General features: G+C 32.4%; 16 protein-coding genes and 2 pseudogenes. 12 read left to right on the top strand and 6 right to left on the bottom strand.

Features of this window, described 5'->3' with window-relative positions; all coding sequences use genetic code 11:
• Positions 1-91 precede the first annotated feature (91 nt).
• Positions 92-877 carry a class I SAM-dependent methyltransferase gene (locus tag B5P42_RS14245; RefSeq protein ID WP_113734477.1) on the bottom strand — a complete coding sequence of 262 codons (786 nt, stop codon included), beginning with the start codon at positions 875-877 and terminating at the stop codon, positions 92-94.
• 45 nt (positions 878-922) lie between these two features.
• Positions 923-1,363 carry a MarR family winged helix-turn-helix transcriptional regulator gene (locus B5P42_RS14240; RefSeq protein ID WP_107887507.1) on the bottom strand — a complete coding sequence of 147 codons (441 nt, stop codon included), beginning with the start codon at positions 1,361-1,363 and terminating at the stop codon, positions 923-925.
• A 673-nt stretch (positions 1,364-2,036) separates the two neighbouring features.
• Between B5P42_RS14240 and B5P42_RS14230 the strand changes: the two genes are divergently transcribed.
• Both B5P42_RS14230 and B5P42_RS14225 read left to right on the top strand, forming a co-directional pair.
• A complete protein-coding gene (locus tag B5P42_RS14230; protein ID WP_113734476.1) occupies positions 2,037-2,444 on the top strand; it encodes a GNAT family N-acetyltransferase in 408 nt (135 codons plus the stop codon).
• Positions 2,445-2,526: 82 nt separating this feature from the next.
• The gene (locus B5P42_RS14225; RefSeq protein ID WP_002031870.1) at positions 2,527-3,180 is read left to right on the top strand and encodes an MBL fold metallo-hydrolase; all 654 of its coding nucleotides are present in this window, start codon (positions 2,527-2,529) and stop codon (positions 3,178-3,180) included.
• Positions 3,181-3,306: 126 nt separating this feature from the next.
• On the opposite strand, the gene B5P42_RS14220 is transcribed toward B5P42_RS14225, so the two are convergent.
• Positions 3,307-3,930: a TetR/AcrR family transcriptional regulator gene (locus B5P42_RS14220; RefSeq protein ID WP_002085667.1), complete on the bottom strand. Its 624-nt coding sequence runs from the start codon at positions 3,928-3,930 to the stop codon at positions 3,307-3,309.
• Between the two features lie 122 nt (positions 3,931-4,052).
• Here B5P42_RS14220 and B5P42_RS14215 point away from each other — a divergent pair, with 122 nt between their 5' ends.
• The 4 genes from B5P42_RS14215 (at position 4,053) to B5P42_RS14200 (ending at position 10,583) form a co-directional block, all read left to right on the top strand.
• Entirely contained in the window at positions 4,053-6,287 is a 2,235-nt protein-coding gene (locus tag B5P42_RS14215) for an MMPL family transporter (RefSeq protein WP_113734475.1), read from the top strand.
• Between the two features lie 435 nt (positions 6,288-6,722).
• On the top strand, positions 6,723-8,294 hold the full coding sequence (locus B5P42_RS14210) for a spore germination protein (protein ID WP_113734474.1): 1,572 nt from the start codon (positions 6,723-6,725) through the stop codon (positions 8,292-8,294).
• Positions 8,291-9,394: a spore germination protein gene (locus B5P42_RS14205; protein WP_113734473.1), complete on the top strand. Its 1,104-nt coding sequence runs from the start codon at positions 8,291-8,293 to the stop codon at positions 9,392-9,394. Before B5P42_RS14210 ends, B5P42_RS14205 begins: the two co-directional genes overlap by 4 nt.
• A complete protein-coding gene (locus B5P42_RS14200) occupies positions 9,378-10,583 on the top strand; it encodes a Ger(x)C family spore germination protein (RefSeq protein ID WP_113734472.1) in 1,206 nt (401 codons plus the stop codon). The genes B5P42_RS14205 and B5P42_RS14200 overlap by 17 nt, the downstream gene beginning before the upstream one ends.
• 224 nt (positions 10,584-10,807) lie before the next feature.
• On the opposite strand, the pseudogene B5P42_RS33120 reads toward B5P42_RS14200, so the two are convergent.
• Both B5P42_RS33120 and B5P42_RS14190 read right to left on the bottom strand, forming a co-directional pair.
• Positions 10,808-11,110, bottom strand: a pseudogene (locus B5P42_RS33120) (tyrosine-type recombinase/integrase); the annotation flags it as partial.
• A gap of 253 nt (positions 11,111-11,363) precedes the next feature.
• On the bottom strand, positions 11,364-11,549 hold the full coding sequence (locus tag B5P42_RS14190) for a hypothetical protein (RefSeq protein WP_060751765.1): 186 nt from the start codon (positions 11,547-11,549) through the stop codon (positions 11,364-11,366).
• A gap of 457 nt (positions 11,550-12,006) precedes the next feature.
• On the opposite strand from B5P42_RS14190, the pseudogene B5P42_RS14185 reads away from it, so the two are divergent.
• From B5P42_RS14185 to B5P42_RS14170, 3 genes and pseudogenes are all read left to right on the top strand, one after another.
• Positions 12,007-12,483, top strand: a pseudogene (locus B5P42_RS14185) (pentapeptide repeat-containing protein); the annotation flags it as partial.
• Positions 12,484-12,669: 186 nt separating this feature from the next.
• Positions 12,670-13,182: a GNAT family N-acetyltransferase gene (locus B5P42_RS14180; RefSeq protein ID WP_060751767.1), complete on the top strand. Its 513-nt coding sequence runs from the start codon at positions 12,670-12,672 to the stop codon at positions 13,180-13,182.
• A gap of 306 nt (positions 13,183-13,488) precedes the next feature.
• Positions 13,489-14,394, top strand: coding sequence for a DUF2935 domain-containing protein (locus B5P42_RS14170; RefSeq protein ID WP_002165842.1), 906 nt, complete (start codon positions 13,489-13,491; stop codon positions 14,392-14,394).
• Between the two features lie 201 nt (positions 14,395-14,595).
• Here the strand turns inward: B5P42_RS14170 and B5P42_RS14165 are convergent, their stop codons facing one another.
• Entirely contained in the window at positions 14,596-15,486 is an 891-nt protein-coding gene (locus B5P42_RS14165; RefSeq protein WP_113734471.1) for a DMT family transporter, read from the bottom strand.
• Between the two features lie 114 nt (positions 15,487-15,600).
• Here B5P42_RS14165 and B5P42_RS14160 point away from each other — a divergent pair, with 114 nt between their 5' ends.
• From B5P42_RS14160 to B5P42_RS14145, 3 genes are all read left to right on the top strand, one after another.
• Positions 15,601-16,218, top strand: a complete 618-nt coding sequence (locus B5P42_RS14160) for a helix-turn-helix domain-containing protein (RefSeq protein ID WP_002031957.1) — start codon at positions 15,601-15,603, stop codon at positions 16,216-16,218.
• Positions 16,219-16,704: 486 nt separating this feature from the next.
• A complete protein-coding gene (locus B5P42_RS14150; RefSeq protein WP_113734470.1) occupies positions 16,705-17,655 on the top strand; it encodes a hypothetical protein in 951 nt (316 codons plus the stop codon).
• Positions 17,656-17,896: 241 nt separating this feature from the next.
• Entirely contained in the window at positions 17,897-18,046 is a 150-nt protein-coding gene (locus B5P42_RS14145) for an aspartyl-phosphate phosphatase Spo0E family protein (RefSeq protein WP_002012842.1), read from the top strand.
• The last annotated feature ends 33 nt before the right edge of the window (positions 18,047-18,079 follow it).

Here is an 18,079-nt window from a genome sequence, read left to right as displayed (position 1 = left end):
TTAATAAAATCGAGGTCTTCTTTTATATATGATTAATATATAAGCTATAGATTTATCATTTTTCAAACCGTATATGAACGAACTTCAACATCTATATTAAATTTACAATTCGCATCATAATTCGTGTACTTCCATCCCAATCTTTATTTGTAGGTATATGTTTAAAGAAAGGGGAGCAGCTTAATATTTTTATGTTAGAAGACCACTTTTCTATTGTCTTTGGATTATTTACGTAAAAATACATCATAGCGCCGTTATTACCAGATTTTTTTACAGTAGCATTCGAAAGTGTCAGTGCGAACTTTGATTCGGCATCAAAATATAACTCTCCTCCAGGAAAACGTTTTGCCATAGCGACAAATATCTCCTTCAGTTCTTCTTCTTTAAAGTAATAAAACACACCTGCTGATATAAAAAGAATACCGTCTTTTGGATCATATTTTATATCGTTGAACCAAGAAGTGTCAAAAAATGATTTGGCAATGCTTATATTTCGTGGTGTATCTTCAATTAATGTTTTGCGGAAAGCGATCGCATCAGGCAAATCAAGGTTATACCACTGTATAGTACCGTTATCAATTCTTGAAAAAGTAGTGTCTAGTCCAGAACCGATATTTACTATAGTAGCATTCGGATGTTTTCTAATAAATTGTTTAATAGTATCGTCTATTTTTCTTGCACGGGTAATGTAAGTGATACATCCATATTCGCCAAATGTATCTGCTATTTTAGAGAAATCAAAGTCGCATTCTTTAATAATCCGAATAGCTTCCGTATCATCTAAAATATCCTTGTTTTTTTCACTACCATATGCTCGTCCCCATAGTGGAATAAGCATAGTACTTTGAACTGATTGTAAATCTATTTCTTTAACCATGAAACGTCCTCCATTTAATAATAAAAAAATATCATATATATATGATTAGTCGTTATTTAGCATTTTTGATAGCATTTTATTTGATTTATACAGTCCATAAGTTAAATCACGTTGATCTTCTTCACTGAGTTTTTCAAGATTACTAGTGAAATTATTATAAATTTGTTTCCATCTTTCATAATGTACTTTTTCAGCTTTATCTGTTAAGGAAATTAAAACAGCTCGTTTATCTACTGTATCTTGTTTTTTTACAATGTATCCGTTTTGCTCTAAATTACGAACGGTTACACTTAATTGTTGTTTAGGTATGTTTAAATAACTAGCAATCATTTTTAAATTTACAGCGACTTTTTGCTGGGCAATATACTCAACTATGTGTTGCTCTAAATGTGTAAATTCAGTGGATTTCTCTGATAATAATTTGAAAGTACCTGACATATTTAATAATAAATTCATGTATTCGTTTATTAATTCTTTATTAGTCATTATTTTTCGTGTCCTTTATCAATTTAGTAATTATTTTATTACTATTTTTACTTAAAATCAAATAATAACATTGATATTAGTAATTGTTTATTTACTAATATCAATGTTATTTAAATCGTGAGAGATGCAGTAGAGGAAAAGTTAAAGTTTTTTATGAGCGGTGAGTAGAAAGATTATAAAATATTACTTTATACATAAAAAACTAATGAAGCCAATGTCTTTTTCAGTCATTATACTATTAATAATTTTATGGTAAAATCTTTTACATAATGAAATAAAGGGGTAGTATTCTATGGGTTATTTCTCAAATAGTTTATTAGTTTTGTTTGTTCTTATCGTATGTAGCTGTATGATTTTTGGTTGATAATATAATGATGGATTGATATAAAAGAAGGTATCTCACAAAGATGAGATACCTTTTTTTTCTTATAATTGTAATTTAGATTCAGTATTTGGTGATGGTTGAAATGTATATATTTTATACTCACCATTAGTTGATATATTAAACAAATATTAAATAGAGAAATATATATGGTACCAATCTTATTAAGTTCCTTATGTTTTTAAAGAGAAGGAGTTTCATTTTTTTTTATTGAAGTATTGTTCTAGTCAGTTTAACAACGGTCAAAAATTTTATGGAATAAAAACAAAAAGGATGATAAGGAGTATTTACATGAAAACTATTTTAAATTACACGATTGAACCCCCTAAAGATTTCAATGAATTATTAACTATGTATGAATCTTTAGGATGGAATTCTCTTGAATTATCGGTTAACGAGTTAGAGCAAATGTGTAAACAAAGTTGGTATGTGATATATGCTTTTAAAGAGCAACAATTAATTGGGATGGGACGAGTAATATCAGATGGTGTAATAACGGGCATTATTTGCGGTGTATGTGTAATGCCCGAGTATCAGTCCATGGGCATTGGAAAGGAAATAGTGGAACGATTAATCCGGCACTGTGAACAAAAACGAGTTATTCCACAACTTATGTGTGTTGAAGATTTAAAATCTTACTATGAATCAATTGGATTTGAGGAATTTTCGATTGGTATGACGAAACATATTAAACGATAGCGGGGCTTTGTAATTTAGAATTACTTGTTTATCAGGCCAATTTTTAGATTTCAAAAATTTCGTTATAAAGGAGAATAATGTTATGGAGATTGCTAAAGGGGTAGAGATGTTACATCTTGAATTTCAAGAGTATATTATTCACCCAATTCTTTTATGGGATGATGAAATGGCAGTTTTAATAGATACTGGATTTCCTGGACAAATTGAAGATATACGAATAGAAATGGGTAAGGTTGGAGTATCGTTTGATAAACTAAAAGCCGTGATTTTGACGCATCAAGATATAGATCATATAGGTAGTCTTCCTGAACTATTACAAAACTGTGGAAGTAATATAAAAGTCTATGCTCACGATCTAGATAAGCCATATATCGAGGGGGAGTTACCTTTGTTGAAGGATGCACAAGTACAGAATCCACCAAAAGGAAAAGTGGATGATACTTTGGTTGAAGGCCAAGAACTTCCATATTGCGGTGGTATTCTTATTATTCATACCCCAGGGCACACTCCTGGTCATATTAGTTTATATTTGAGACAAAGTAAAACTCTTATCGCTGGGGATTCAATGTATAGTGTAAACGGAATTTTAGGGGGAATTCATGCCCCAACTACTTTGGATATAAAAGAAGCGCAAAATTCTTTGAAGAAGTATTTAAATCTAGAAATTGATTCTGTAGTTTGTTACCATGGTGGATTAAGTAAGGGGAATATAAATGCACAAATTCAAGAGCTATAGATAAGAATTTTTTGTTAATCGGTGCTAAAGTATAATTTAATTGCTAGTATATAAATAAAACCCTTAAATTAATAAAGAGCATGTTTGAAGGAATTTCAAATGTGCTCTTTATTAAATATAATCAATTTAATTTTGATGACTTAATCCATTCCAATAAAACGAAACGATTTCTTTTGCTAATTCATCTATATTTGCAAGAGTAGGATTGTGATTCTCATCTTTAAAATTCCCGATTGATAATAAAGCGACGAAAGCATGGGCAGCAAATTTAGGATTTCCTTTAGGAATTTCTCCAAGGAGAATTGCGTTATCTAGCGCTTTTTCCAACACTTCATACATGTTATCCTCGGCATTTTTTAATTCCTTTAATTGCTCTTCAGATAAAGAAAGTTTTGCATCTTTCATAAAATTATTCATATCAATATCCATCGTTGCGTGTAAGTATACTGTAGCAAAGTTCAATAATCTTTCTTCCAAAGTTTTATTCGTAGAGAGTATTTGATCCATATTTTCTCTTATGCGCACCATCATTTGAATCATAGTAGCGGTAAATAGATCAGCTTTTGTTGAATAGTAATAGTAGACAGTTGCTTTTGTAACTCCACATTCTTTCGCGACCTCATCCATTGAAACAACTTGATAATTTTGAGTGAGAAATAACCTAGTTGCAACTTCTAAAATGATTTCTTTTGTAGACTTTGTATTTTTATTTTGACGAGGCCTTCCGAGAGGACGTTGTTTTTGATCCAAATACATTCGCTCCTGACATTTATTATTGAGATAATTATAACATAATTTTTTAATCATTCTTGATTAATTAACCGACCAGTATATATAATTAATATTGGAGGGAAAAAGGAAGGTGGGGTTTTATGAAAAAGCACCCGTTACATATGTTAGGGAGGCTTGTAGCAGGGAAGAATACGCAATGGATAACTTTATCGGTATGGATTCTTATTACATTAGTACTTTCATTTACGTTACCACAAGTAAACAGTACGAAAGAACCGAATCCGAAAAATTTACCTGAAACAGCTATGTCACAGCAAGCTGAAGCACTTATGAAAAAAGAATTTCCTAATAATGCAGGAAACCCGTTGTTAGTTGTATGGCATCGGGATGGTGGATTAGAGTCAAAAGACTACAAATTAATACAGGACGTTTATAAAGAGTTAAAAACGGACCCTTTAAAAGAACAATCATTGTTACCACCATTTGATACAATTCCAGAGCAAGTATTATCAAAAAGTGCATCAAAAGATGGTACATCATTTGTCACACCAATATTTTTTAATAAATCTGCAGGAACAGATGTATTAAAAAGTAATTTAGAAGAGTTACGAAAAATAGTGAATAGTAAAGTGGATGAAGATCCATTCAAACAAAAAATTACCGACTCTGGTTTACATGTTCGATTATCCGGACCTGTAGGTATTCAAACGGATGCGGTTAGTTTATTTAGTCAAGCAGATGTGAAATTATTAGTTGCTACTGTACTTCTCGTATTAGTTTTATTAATTTTATTGTATCGCTCACCAATTTTAGCAATTTTACCTATAATTGTTGTTGGATTTGCGTACGGTATTATTAGTCCGACACTTGGTTTTTTAGCCAATCATGGATGGATTAAAGTAGACGCGCAAGCTATATCGATTATGACAGTTTTACTGTTTGGGGCAGGAACAGATTATTGTCTATTTCTTATTTCAAGATATAGAGAGTACTTATTAGAAGAGAAAAGTAAGTATAAAGCATTACAACTTGCAATAAAAGCATCAGGTGGAGCAATTATAATGAGTGCACTAACTGTAGTACTAGGGTTAGGAACGTTATTACTTGCTCAATATGGAGCTTTTCATCGATTCGCAGTTCCATTTAGTGTGGCTGTTTTCATTATGGGAATCGCTGCTTTAACGATTCTTCCAGCATTATTATTAATTTTCGGTAGAGTTGCATTTTTCCCGTTCATACCGAGAACAGCTGAAATGAATGAAGAGTTTGCAAGAAAGAAAAAGAAAGTAGTAAAAGTAAAAAATACTAAAGGGTTCTTTAGTAAAAAACTTGGGGATATTGTTGTACGTAAACCGTGGACAATTATTATGCTAACCGTATTTTTATTAGGAGGCTTGGCTTCATTTGTACCGCGTATTCAATACACGTACGACTTATTAGAATCATTCCCGAAAGATATGCCATCACGCGAAGGATTTACATTAATTACGGATCATTTTTCAGCTGGAGAATTAGCACCAGTAAAGATTGTAGTTGATTCAAAAGGAAAAGATTTACCTATTAAACAAGAAATAGAGAAATTATCTTTTATTAAAAAAGTGAAAGAACCAATGAAGGGCAAAGAAAATAATCAAATACAAATGTATGAAGTTTCTTTAGCGGAAAATCCTTACTCTATTGAAGCATTAGATCAAATCCCTAAATTGGAAAGTAGTGTAGAAAAAGTATTGAAAGATGCTGGGATTAGTAATGCTGAAAATCAATTGTGGATTGGAGGAGAAACAGCTTCATTATATGATACAAAACAAATTACTGAACGTGATGAATCGGTTATCATTCCTGTTATGATTGGTATCATAGCTTTACTTTTACTCGTTTACTTACGTTCTATCGTTGCGATGATTTACTTAATTGTAACTGTCGTTTTATCATTCTTCTCTGCATTAGGAGCGGGGTGGATATTACTTCATTTCGGAATGGGAACTCCGGCGATACAAGGGGCAATCCCGTTATATGCATTCGTATTTTTAGTTGCTTTAGGTGAAGATTATAATATCTTTATGGTTTCAGAAATATGGAAAAACAGAAAGAAACAAAATCACTTGGATGCAGTAAAAAATGGTGTTATACAAACAGGTAGTGTAATTACATCCGCAGGTTTAATTTTAGCAGGAACATTTGCAGTATTAGGTACATTGCCAATTCAAGTTCTTGTTCAATTCGGTATTGTGACAGCAATCGGTGTATTGCTAGATACATTTATTGTAAGACCGCTTCTTGTGCCTGCGATTACAGTCGTTTTAGGACGCTTCGCTTTTTGGCCAGGAAAGCTTTGGAAAGAAGAAAAGCAATTACAAAAAGAAGATAATTTATAAAAAGAAGGTTGCCGATGAAATCAGTAAAACTGATTTTAAGGCAACCTTTTTTATTATTTATTGGACAGATAAACGAATTCCATTTTGAATATGCAATGAAAAATATAGATGAAATATAAAATGAAGTTTTAAGTGCATTAAAATTTTTCTTCTCAGACATAATAATTTATAAGAAATTCCAAATAAGTGAGGAATTTCTAAGAATATGTATTATTATAGGATGATTAAAATGTGGGACATGATTGTTTTGTATGTACCTGAGTGGAAAGTTTTTATACAAGCCTTTATCGTACTATTCATTCCATATATAATTTCAAGATTTTTTAGTTGGATTCGCACATTAGAAAAGGAATAATATAACGAACTACATTCAAGTGAAACCAATATTGATATGTAAAGAAGAGTGGTATAAGAAGGTTTTTTGGAGAAAGAGTGATGAAGGTGAAAGCTCAAGATTCAATGGTTAATCAAAGCAAAGATCAAAGTAATACATATGAAGATGAGCCTACTAAAGTTCCTGAAGCCTATTTTACAGGTGATTTCAATTTAGATTTAGAGGTTATAAAAAAAGAGGCTCTTGATAATTCGGACGTTTATTGTAGAGAGTTTAACATCGGTGGGACTAGCATCCGCCCAGTTCTTGTTTTTTTAGAAGGGCTGTCAGATAAAGATCTTATTGATATGCACATTATGAAATCATTAATGTGTAATTTTTTTGATGAGTATAAAGATGAATCATCTTATAAGGAAGAAAGAGTTTCAAAAGAGTTTATTAAAAACCGAGTTCTTCCTATTAGTGGATTGGAAGAGGTGCAATCTGTCCAAAAAATGATGTCCAAAGTGTTAATTGGTTCAACAGCATTATTAATTGATGGATTGTCAGATGTATTCATACTTAATACAAAGAAAGGAAAAACGCGTAATGTTGAAGAGCCAGTATCAGAGGGATCGGTCAGAGGTCCACGGGTAGGATTCACAGAAGTTTTGTCGGATAATACTGCTTTGTTACGGTTACATGGTGAAAACGAAGGATTATCTTTAATAAAGTTTCATGTGGGAGAACGAGCAAAAAAAGAATTGGTTGTTGCCTTTATGAAAGAGATTGCTGATCCGGAATTAGTAGAAGAAGTTAAGAAGAGAATTAAGAAAATTAATATTGATAATGTGCCAGAGTCAGGTTATGTAGAACAACTTATTGAAGATAATTATCTTAGTCCTTTTCCGCAAGTACAGAGTACGGAACGTCCGGATAAAGTTATTGCTGCATTAATGGAAGGAAGGGTTGCAATTTTATTGGATGGAACACCTTTTGCATTAATTGTTCCAGTTACATTTAGCATGATGATGCAATCACCAGAAGATTATTATGAACGTTGGATACCAGGTACGCTTATTCGCTTATTGCGCTTTGGCACAGCTGCTATTTCCTTGTTTGCCCCGGCCCTGTATATTTCATTTCATCCAGGGTTGATTCCGACTAAGTTAGCAATTTCAATTATAGGAGGGCGGGAAGGCGTTCCGTTTCCTGCAATTATAGAAGGGTTATTTATGGAAATTGCTATTGAAATTTTACGAGAAGCAGGGTTACGACTCCCTAAGCCGATTGGTTCAGCAATGGGAATTGTAGGGGGATTAATCATTGGGCAAGCTGCTGTATCAGCTGGAATTGTGAGTCCAATAATGGTAATTGTTGTGGCAACCACGGCTATTTCTTCTTTTGCACTTTCTCATTATAGTACAGCAATTCCATTACGTATTCTTCGCTTTGTAGCTATGTTTTTTGCTGCAATATTTGGATTATATGGAGTTATTCTGTTTTTCCTCTTTATATGTAGTCATGTCGCAAGGCTTAAGAGTTTTGGTGTGCCTTATGCTAGTCCAGCTGTCTTATATCAATTTAGCGATTGGAAGGATTTTATGTTTCGTATGCCAATTCAGATGATGAAGCGGCGTCCGAAAATGTTGAAATTAAAAGACTATGTACGGAAAGGAAGTGAAGAGGAATGATTACGAACTCAAAGGATAAAATTCCTACTTCACAAGCAGTAGTTATACTTATCAATTATATACTTGCTATCGGAATTCTCACTTTACCTAGAACCGCGGCTGAGAAAGTGAATACACCTGATGTTTGGATAACTGTTATTTTAGGTGGATTAATTGCGATGGTTGCGGGTGTAATTATCGTGAAGTTAAGTCAACAATTTCCTGAAAAAACATTTTATCAATATAGCCAAGAACTTGTAGGGAAATGGCTTGGAGTGTTAATTAGTTTATTGATTATCGGTTACTTTTTTACACTCGCTTCATTTGAACTAAGAACGTTGGAAGGTATAACAAGTTTCTTTCTACTAGAAGGTACGCCTGACTGGGCTATTATTATGCCATTTATGTGGATAAGTCTTTATTTAAATTTAGGTGGAATAAATGCGATAGCGCGTTTATTTGAAATTATTTTTCCAATTACAGTTTTCATTTTTTTAGTGACATCTTTTATGAGTGTAGGAATATTTGAACTCGATAATCTTCGTCCGGTATTAGGGTTAGGGATTGTTCCTGCACTAAAAGGCCTAAAAACAACAACTATGGCATATTCGGGAGCGGAAATTATGTTGTTACTATTAGCATTTATGAAGAAGCCATCTCAAGGTGTAAGGGTTGTAATAATTAGCACTATGATTCCTTTACTTTTTTATGTCATTACAGTTGTAATGGTTATTGGTGCATTTTCTATTGATGGGGTATTGATGAGAACATGGCCTACAATTGACCTTATGAGAAGTTTTGAAATTCAAGGCTTAATTTTTGAACGGTTTGAATCTTTGTTACTAGTGATATGGATTATGCAAATCTTTGCAACATATACAATTTGTTATTATGCAGCTGCTTTAGGGTTAGCGCAGCTCTTTAATAAAAATATTCATTCCTTCTTGTATGGATTACTCCCAGTCATATATATCGTTGCTAAAGTTCCAAAAAACATAAATGAGTTATTTGAATTTGGAAATTTGATCAGTAACGCAGCGATAATATTATTTGGTATTCTCCCGTTTCTTCTCCTTATGATTTCGAAGGGGAGGAAAAAAAGGCATGAACCAAAATGTTAAAGGTAGAAAAATTATTATAAGAATAACGTCAATCGTTTTTCTCTTATTACTTACAGGCTGCTGGAGTAGTCATGAAATTGAGGAGTTAGGTTTCGCCGTAGGTTTAGCAATAGATAAAGAAAAAGAAACAAAGATTGAGAAAGAAATTGAAGAAAAGGGCGGCGGATATAAAAAGAGGAATTTAATAACAACCACTTATCAATTCGTTAAAGCACAATCATCATCAGACGGAGGAAAAGGTGGGGTATCACAACAAAAGGCTTATATGAATGTTGCAGAAACAGGAGATTCTCTTCATCAATCAATACGTGAAGTTGCATTAAGAAGGCAAAGGCCTATCATTTTTCATCATACGAAAGTAATAGTTGTAAGTGAAAGTATCGCCCGAACATATAATTTAACGCAGTTATTGGATATCTATGTTCGTGATAATGAGATGAGACCTAGTTGCTTTATTATGGTTAGTAAAGGGCTAGCTAGTGATGTGTTAAAATCAAAGGAATCAGGAGAAATTCCTGCATTTCGCTTGATTGAAATCGAGGATAATCAATATAGATCCTCACGAATTTTACCGCCGATGCCACTTGCAAAACTACCAGGAAAGGTGAAATCCGGGGCGAGTTTTCTTTTACCAAATGTGATTTCTATAAACGGAGAAGTGAAATATGTAGGTGCTGCTGTAATTAAAGGGCGTACAAAAAAACTTCGTGGATTTTTGAATGAAAATGAATTAGAAGGCTTAATGTGGATCACTGCAAAAGGGAAAAGTGGCTTAGTGAAAAGTTATGATAAAAAGACGAAAAAATTAGTTATGTATGAAGTGAAATCTATGAAAAGTAAAATTACGCCCCATGTTAAAGGGGATAAAATCTCATTCGATGTCAATGTGCAGTCTGTGGGACGGCTATCCGAAAACTGGTCTGAATCAGAGGAAGCTTTTAAAAATACATTTCTCAAAAGGACGGAGCAATCTGCCCAACAAGAAGTGAAGCGATTAGTGAAGCATACATTACAAAAAATTCAAAAGGAATATAAAACTGATGTTGCTGGCTTTAATACTAGTTTGAAAATCGAGTATCCAAAAGTATGGAAGAAAGTTGAAAAGGATTGGGATAAAGTGTTTAGTAAGGCGCCAATTAAATATAATGTTAAGCTAACCATTGAAGACTATGGTACGGAAGGTGCTTAATAAACACCATGAAAGTAACAATAGCTCTGAAGCATGAACATGTTAATAAATATGCTGCAGAGCTTTTTATTGTGTAGAGGGAAGTAGTGTATGAACTGAATGAATAAGAAGATAAATATTTCGTTTTAATATTCTTTATTTTAAAACATTCGTACTATAAATCCCTTTAAATCAACGTTTTCGAGCGTTTTGATATATATTTGCAAACATTTTGCAAATATATATCAAAATATACTCTTTGCGAATATTTTCACTGCATCTTCTTGCATATTTGGTAAGACATGAGAGTACATCCTTAAAGTCATAGAGATATCAGTATGACCCAAATGTTCACTAACAACTTTTGGATGCACTCCTTGTTTTAATAATAACGTTGCATGTGTATGTCTTATATCATGAAATTTAATTTTTTTAATCTCAGCATTTTGAATTATTTTTCCATAGTTTCTTGCAAAAGTAGTTCTTGTTGTGACGTTCCCTAAACCGTTACAAGTAATTAAATCTAAATCAAAGGTAGAGGTTTGAAAAATTCGACTGATTCAGTAGGATGGTATTGATGTTATTTTACTCAAAAGAATCACCAGACCCAGGAGGCGGAATGGGGATGTATGACCCAGGGGAGGTAGAGGATACATAAAAGACCCAGGAACAGGGATATAAAAAGAACAGTGCTTATGTCACTATGAGGAGATGCATGTAAAAAAGGGACATAGCATGGATTTAGTCACCATAGCATGTCCTGTTTGATTCTTCACATAAGTATATTTTATATAAATTAACTTAATCCATAATCAAGCTTAAAATCAACAGCGATACACCGCTTAATGCTATAAAGGTAAATGCACTATAGCCGAATATTCTAATCCATTTAGGTAATTGACTCATGTTTGCTTTGTTTGTTGGGACACCCTGCATAGAAAACATGATTTCTTGGTCACGATCCCTATTGTTTTGTTGTTGGTACATAACATCATCACCTTTCTGACTACCTTATCTGTAGTATACCAAATTGGATGTAACTATGTACAGGCTATTGGAAATTAGTGGTGGGGGATAATAGATTAAGGATTAATGAGCTGTCCAGTGAAAATGAAAAAATTAAACAAAATCCTAATTTGAAAATTAAAGAGCGCCCTGGGAGAAAGGCGCTCTATGACCAAGGAGTGTATCGAAAATGATACTCAATGATTAATAATGAGATGATCATGATTATTGTATGTACGTTTTTAATGTATGTGAAGTCTTTATATACAATCAAAAAGAGCACGCATATAAGCATGCTCTTTGACAAGAAAGGTAGATTTCTATAAGTGGATGCCTCCATACAATAATATATGCTTGTCCAGTTAAAAGGTGAAAAGTTATAATGGAAACGCTATTTTATTAGGGGGATTTAAGGTTAGTAACAAGTAAAATAGCATATTATTGTTACGTGAAAAGAATAAAGACTGCTTCACCCAAAGATACATTAGTTAAAAATGAAGATATAAAAAATAGTCAATATGAAAACTGTAATTTAGCAAATACAGAGTATTATCAAGTAAATTTAAAAAATGGTTCATTTGTTAGTAGCAATGTAATGAATATGATTATGAGTAATTGTAATGGAAGTCAATCAAAGTTTAGAAATATAAATTTTAGAAATTCTTCATACGTAGATTTAAATCTTTCTGGAAGTAAATTTAGTTTGGTGACTCTAGGTGGAGTACAATTTAAAGGTACAAGCCTTGGAGAGGATAAAGATCCTATTTCTTTTGATAGATGTGATTTGGAAAGTACTACAATACGTAGTAGTAATCTGAAAAATATTGAAATAGAAAATTGTGATATTACTGGTATGAAAATAAATGGTATTTCAGTAGAAGAACTGCTTGAGTTGTATAATAGGGTAAAAAATTAAATAAAAAATCACTTAGCATATTCTAAGTGATTTTTTCATTTTGAACGAGAGGGAATATAAGAGATGATGTTCAAAAAGCGAATATTATATCGAAATAATTATATAAAAATAACACAAAGAAATAAGGGTTGGCAGGATTTTAATATGGGATATTAGAATATGAATATTTGAATGGAGGGGAAAAAGATGGAGATTAACGTTAGAGCAGTAGAAACACAAGATGCTAGAGCAATTCATCGTATATGCATTCAAGATGATGTTTTACCATATATGGTTTTCCTACCTAGTATGCGTGTAGATGCAATGGAGAATAGAATTCGAAATTTAGCACAGAATCAATTTGAATTTGTAGCAGAATATGATGGAGAAGTTGTTGGATTTGTCGGTTTAACCCAAAGTCCAGGGCGAAGATCTCACTCGGGTGATTTATTCATCGGAGTAGATAGTGAGTATCACAATAAAGGAATTGGAAAAGCACTTCTTACAAAAATGCTTGATTTAGCTGATAATTGGCTAATGTTAGAACGAGTGGAACTTGGTGTATTAGAAACGAATCCTAGAGCCAAAGTATTATATGAAAAATTTGGATTTATCGAAGAGGGTGTAAAGGTTGGGAATTTGAAGGCTCATGGGAATTTTGTTAACGAAATCATGATGAGTCGTTTTAGACCAAATGGTTTGATTGTACATAATAAATAGGGGTGTAAATTGAACAGAAATATCGATTTGTTTTGAAAAAAGTATGGCAAAAGGACGCCATACTTTTTTTAGTTTATTAAAAATAAAGAGCAATTTTTATTTAAAGGATGTTTTAAAGGATGAAGCATTAGGAATCATCTCAATCCGGAAAGCATATGACTTAATAGAATCTATTTCTATGTGCAAGGGGAATGCATATGTGGAAATTTCAAAAACCTTGAAAAAACGATTGCATAAGTATATTTAAATTTTATTTATTTTCATACACAGTATAATTGAGCATTCAAGGAACAAGGAGTGATTGTAATGTCGACAGACCAACCTATTCCTGGACATTTTATTATGGACCCACAGCGAGCTATGCTGTTGCCACCGGAATTGAAAGCAGCTCCATCTGAATCATTAACAGAACAATTATTTATTGAACGATCTATAACTGAAAATAGATTTTGGTTACGTATTATGAAAGAGCATGCTTTGTTTCTTGGTGAGGGGTTTAATCGTAACGATAAAAATTTAATTCAGCAAGTAGAACAGTTTTATAATCAGTTTGATAGGCAGCTGCAAAAAGCATTTACTATTCCACAAACTGTTCAAGCGGTAAGGCAATTAAATGAAGAGAGCATTCAGTTAGTGTATGCTTTTCGTAATTATAAAAGAAACTTACTAATTTTAATCATCAATTGTAAAGTGAAAGGGTTTAATTTTCCACTTTTAGTGGATCATGTTGCACGAGAAGCGGAATATTTTATGCGGACACTTCAAAAGTTTAATGAAGGCAAGATGGATCCTATTCAAGATGCGATTATTAGCGAGAATGTTTTCTGGTTACGAATTATGATGGAACACTCACGTTTTATTGCTTCATTACTGGATCAATCGGAGAGAAATCTTGTTCATACAGCGTTGAAATTTGGAGATGATTTTGAAATTCTTCTTAATCAAGCTAGAGATGTTGAATCGATGTTATATCAAAAAGAACCGACATATCCGATTATAGGAAAAATGAATAAAGATAGTGAAAATGCTACTGTTGAGTTAAGGAATTTCAAAAAAGCAGGATTAGAGTTAATTCAAACATGCCAAATTCGAAATGTCATAAATCCATTGCTTGCTGATCATGTTACAAGAGAGGCAGAGCATTTCCTCTTTATGATTCATGTATTGGAGCAAAGGCTAAAGCAAAAGCAGGTGGAACAATCTCCGCAATAATAAATAAACAAGGAAAGCATGGCAAACTAATGCCATGCTTTTCTTGTTTATCCCGCTATTTGTGGGCAGTAAAACTCCCATCTCAAAATTTGGCTGGATCAAAGAAGTTATGAGGGAGAAAAACTGTCCGTAAACGCCCGATTGGTGAAGGCTAATAATCAGCGGGGGATGAATAAAATCCCCACTGATTAAAGTTTCACTTTATAAATTGTGATTCAATTGTTTCGGTTGTAATAAAAATATTGCTAATCCAATGAAAATAAGTAGAATTCCTAGTCCTTGCTGTAAAGAAATTGTTTCATCTAAAATGAAATAGGCTAGCATACAAGTTCCAATTGTTTCTCCTAAAATGCTAATCGAGATAACAGTAGCGCTCATCCATTTTAATAACCAATTGAAAATTGTTTGCCCTAAAATCGTTGCAATGAATGCTAGACCTATAAAGGACCACCATGTTTGTGCAGAGTAATTGAAGAAAGATGACTGCTGTGTGTAAGCAAATAAACCGAGAAAGAGTGAACTGCTGCCATAACTAATTACCGAATACGGTATTAGGGATAGGTCTTTACGAACATGTTGACTAATGAAAAAGTAAGCTGTTATGACGCCAGCAGCAATAAAAGCTAAAATATCACCATATAAAGCATCGCCACTAATTTGAAAATCTTGCCACCCAATTACGATACTTCCTGAAATGGCAATAAGGCAGCCTACAATCGCACCTTTCGTAAACCGTTCCTTAAATAAAAAATAACCACCGACCATTGAAAATAAAGGTTGTAACGTCACGATAACTGTAGAACTTGCTACAGAAGTATACTGTAATGATTCAAACCATAGGACATAATGAGTTGCTAGAAATAATCCAGATAAGAGTCCAAATCTCCATTGCTTTTTTGATAATGAGCGAATTTCGCTGCGATTGTTTGTATTAAATATTAGAAACGGTAAAAGAATTACCGTAGCAAACAATAATCGATAAAAAGCAGTGATTGCTGCAGGAGCATCTGCTATTTTTACGAAGATTGCTGAAGTAGATAAGGCGAACACGCCGAAAAATAAGATGAAATATGAAAGAATAGGTGATTTCAAAGTTTGTCCCTCCGATTGTTTGTTTATTATAATGAACTGTATATAATATAATGTACAAAAGTTAGTATATAAGCCTAAGATGAAATAAGGAAGGATTAATTGCCACTGTTTAGTATGTCAGCACAAAAGGGACAAAAGATGTATTATGATGGACGAAAGGAAGTTGTAACAATGATTCATTATCGGCTAGGTCAAACTGTTTTAAGTTATCGTAAGAAAAATAATATGACAATTCGTGAATTTGCTGATTATGCAGGAATCAGTACTTCACTTATTAGTCAAATTGAAAGAGGACATGCCAATCCTTCTTTAAATGTATTGGAATTAATAGCGAAAGCATTAAATGTACCGCTGTTTACTCTTTTTATTAATGATATTGATACAGACTCACTTATTTCTAAGAAGAAAGATCGAAAAAAAGTATATCGAGAAAATAATGATCATATTGTTTATGATGTGTTAACACCAGATTTTATGAAAGCTCGCATTGAAATGTTAATGATGGATTTAAATGGATATGCAAATACAACAGAAAGTCACTATTCCCACGAAGATAAGGAAGAAATTGCAGTTGTAATGAAAGGGGAAGTGTATGTGGAATTGGAAGGGAATGAATATTTTTTAGAAGAAGGAGATGTTGTGCGTATTCCACCGAACGTGAAACATAGATTTTTGAATAAGAGTGATGAAATGAATCACATCTTATTTGTATTAACACCTTCGTTAAGCTAAGGAAGTAGCTTAAGGATACATACTAAGTGGTAACATAATAGAAAGTATCAACTACATAAAGATTCGCGTGTATAATAAAACAACTATCTATAAATACATACACATTTGATTTTCACTTTGTATGTTTAAGAAGATGAGAGATTTGACAAAAAAATAAGATAGTTCCATGACTATCAAACCAAATAATTCAGATAAACAAAGAGTGAAAATTTTTAAGGCTTTGGCAGGAGTAAAACGAGAGATTGTTCGTTATTTATTTCATGATCAAAACAAACACAATTGTGGAAGATTGAGACTGCATTAGGGATGAATAAGTATCATCTCAAAATATTATTAGAAGCAAATTTAATTCTTGTTGAGCGACAGGGGCAATTTTAATTTATAACTGTAAAGGAGGAAACTTTTCAAGAGTTTTCACCTGGCTTTTTGCCGACTTTGTAGATGCTAAAAAACCATTTTTATTAGGGTTTAGAGGGGATAAGAGAGATGGAAAATATAAGTGTATTAAAAGATGGGCTTTCAATTATATCTCAATGTAAAAAAGAAACAAATGATATTTGGCATGCACATTTCGGAGCAGCTGCCATTGCTAGTTATTTTTTTACGAAAAACAATAACATTGATGAAAAAACTGCCTGTAACATTTATTCTCAAGCGAAAATGATGCTCCATAAGCAAAGGTTAGGCGAAACAATTGATAATAAACAAGGTGTCGATTATCAAAGTGCTGAAGAAACGATAATTAAATCTTTGGAACAAACGATTGATGAACTCCATTGGGTTGGTCATAATGTAATTTACGCTTCTTTAAGTTTACTAGCCATTAAGGAGTTAAGTCATTGGGGGAGTGAGCAAGATATTAATAATATAGCAAACCTTATATTATCGTTTCAAAAAACAATTCCCGGTAGATCTTGGATTGGTTTTACAACTAAAGAAGTAAAGCAACTAATTATAAATAATGAGGAGATTCAAAGCGAAATTAAAAACCCAAAGCAATTATCTGAATTTATTTTAAATGAATTATCTGAATTTAATGTTATATATAAGGCAGAATCACATCACGATTTAATTGGTCATATGCTTACCTTCTCACATGCGATTAATATATTATATGACTTAGGGCATATAGAATTATTTCAACGAGGAATAAAACCACTATTAAAGCTAGTTTATGTACTTAGAAAAAGTCGCAATTTAATGCCGAATGCCCAAATAATATTGAATTCTCCTGTAGATCGTTTACCTCTTACAAAAGCAAAACAAGTTGATACACTTCCGCTAGATAATGCATTCTGGCTTAAAGACTACAGCGAATTTAATTGGGATTTTGGACACATATTTAAATTTTCATATAGTTATTTTGATCACTTAACAAGGGTTCCAGAATATAAAGATAAAACATTTGAGAAATTCTGTTGTATTATTAATGAGTAAAAGTGTCTAACTTTAAATTAATAGTAAATGGTACACATTCATAAACTAACATATTTATAAAAAATGGTAGAAAATTATAATGACCTGTAATAATAGGCTTAGTTTAAGTCTCTTTTTTTGTTAGTAGTATATTGTTTTTTCAAATATGTAAGATTTTACATTAGTATGAGACTTTTACTTATTATGTAAGTAGGCTATACTAAAATACATATATTTTGAAATTGGAGCGAATAAAGACGACATGGAATTAGTGAAGTTAGAAAAAATAATTGAATTGAAAAAAGAAGAATTATTGAATCTAGTCTCAAATTATGGACTTCAACATGAAAAAGTAATAGCACTCAGCCAAGAAATTGACAAATTAATAAACTGGTTTATGTTTTTAAAATAGAAAGAACTATGACGTGAGTTGAATATGTTATAG

Source organism: Bacillus sp. SRB_331 (genome assembly GCF_003264175.1).
In the GTDB taxonomy this organism is placed as follows: Bacteria; Bacillota; Bacilli; order Bacillales; family Bacillaceae_G; genus Bacillus_A; species Bacillus_A mycoides.
This window is presented reverse-complemented; position numbering and strand designations above follow the sequence as displayed.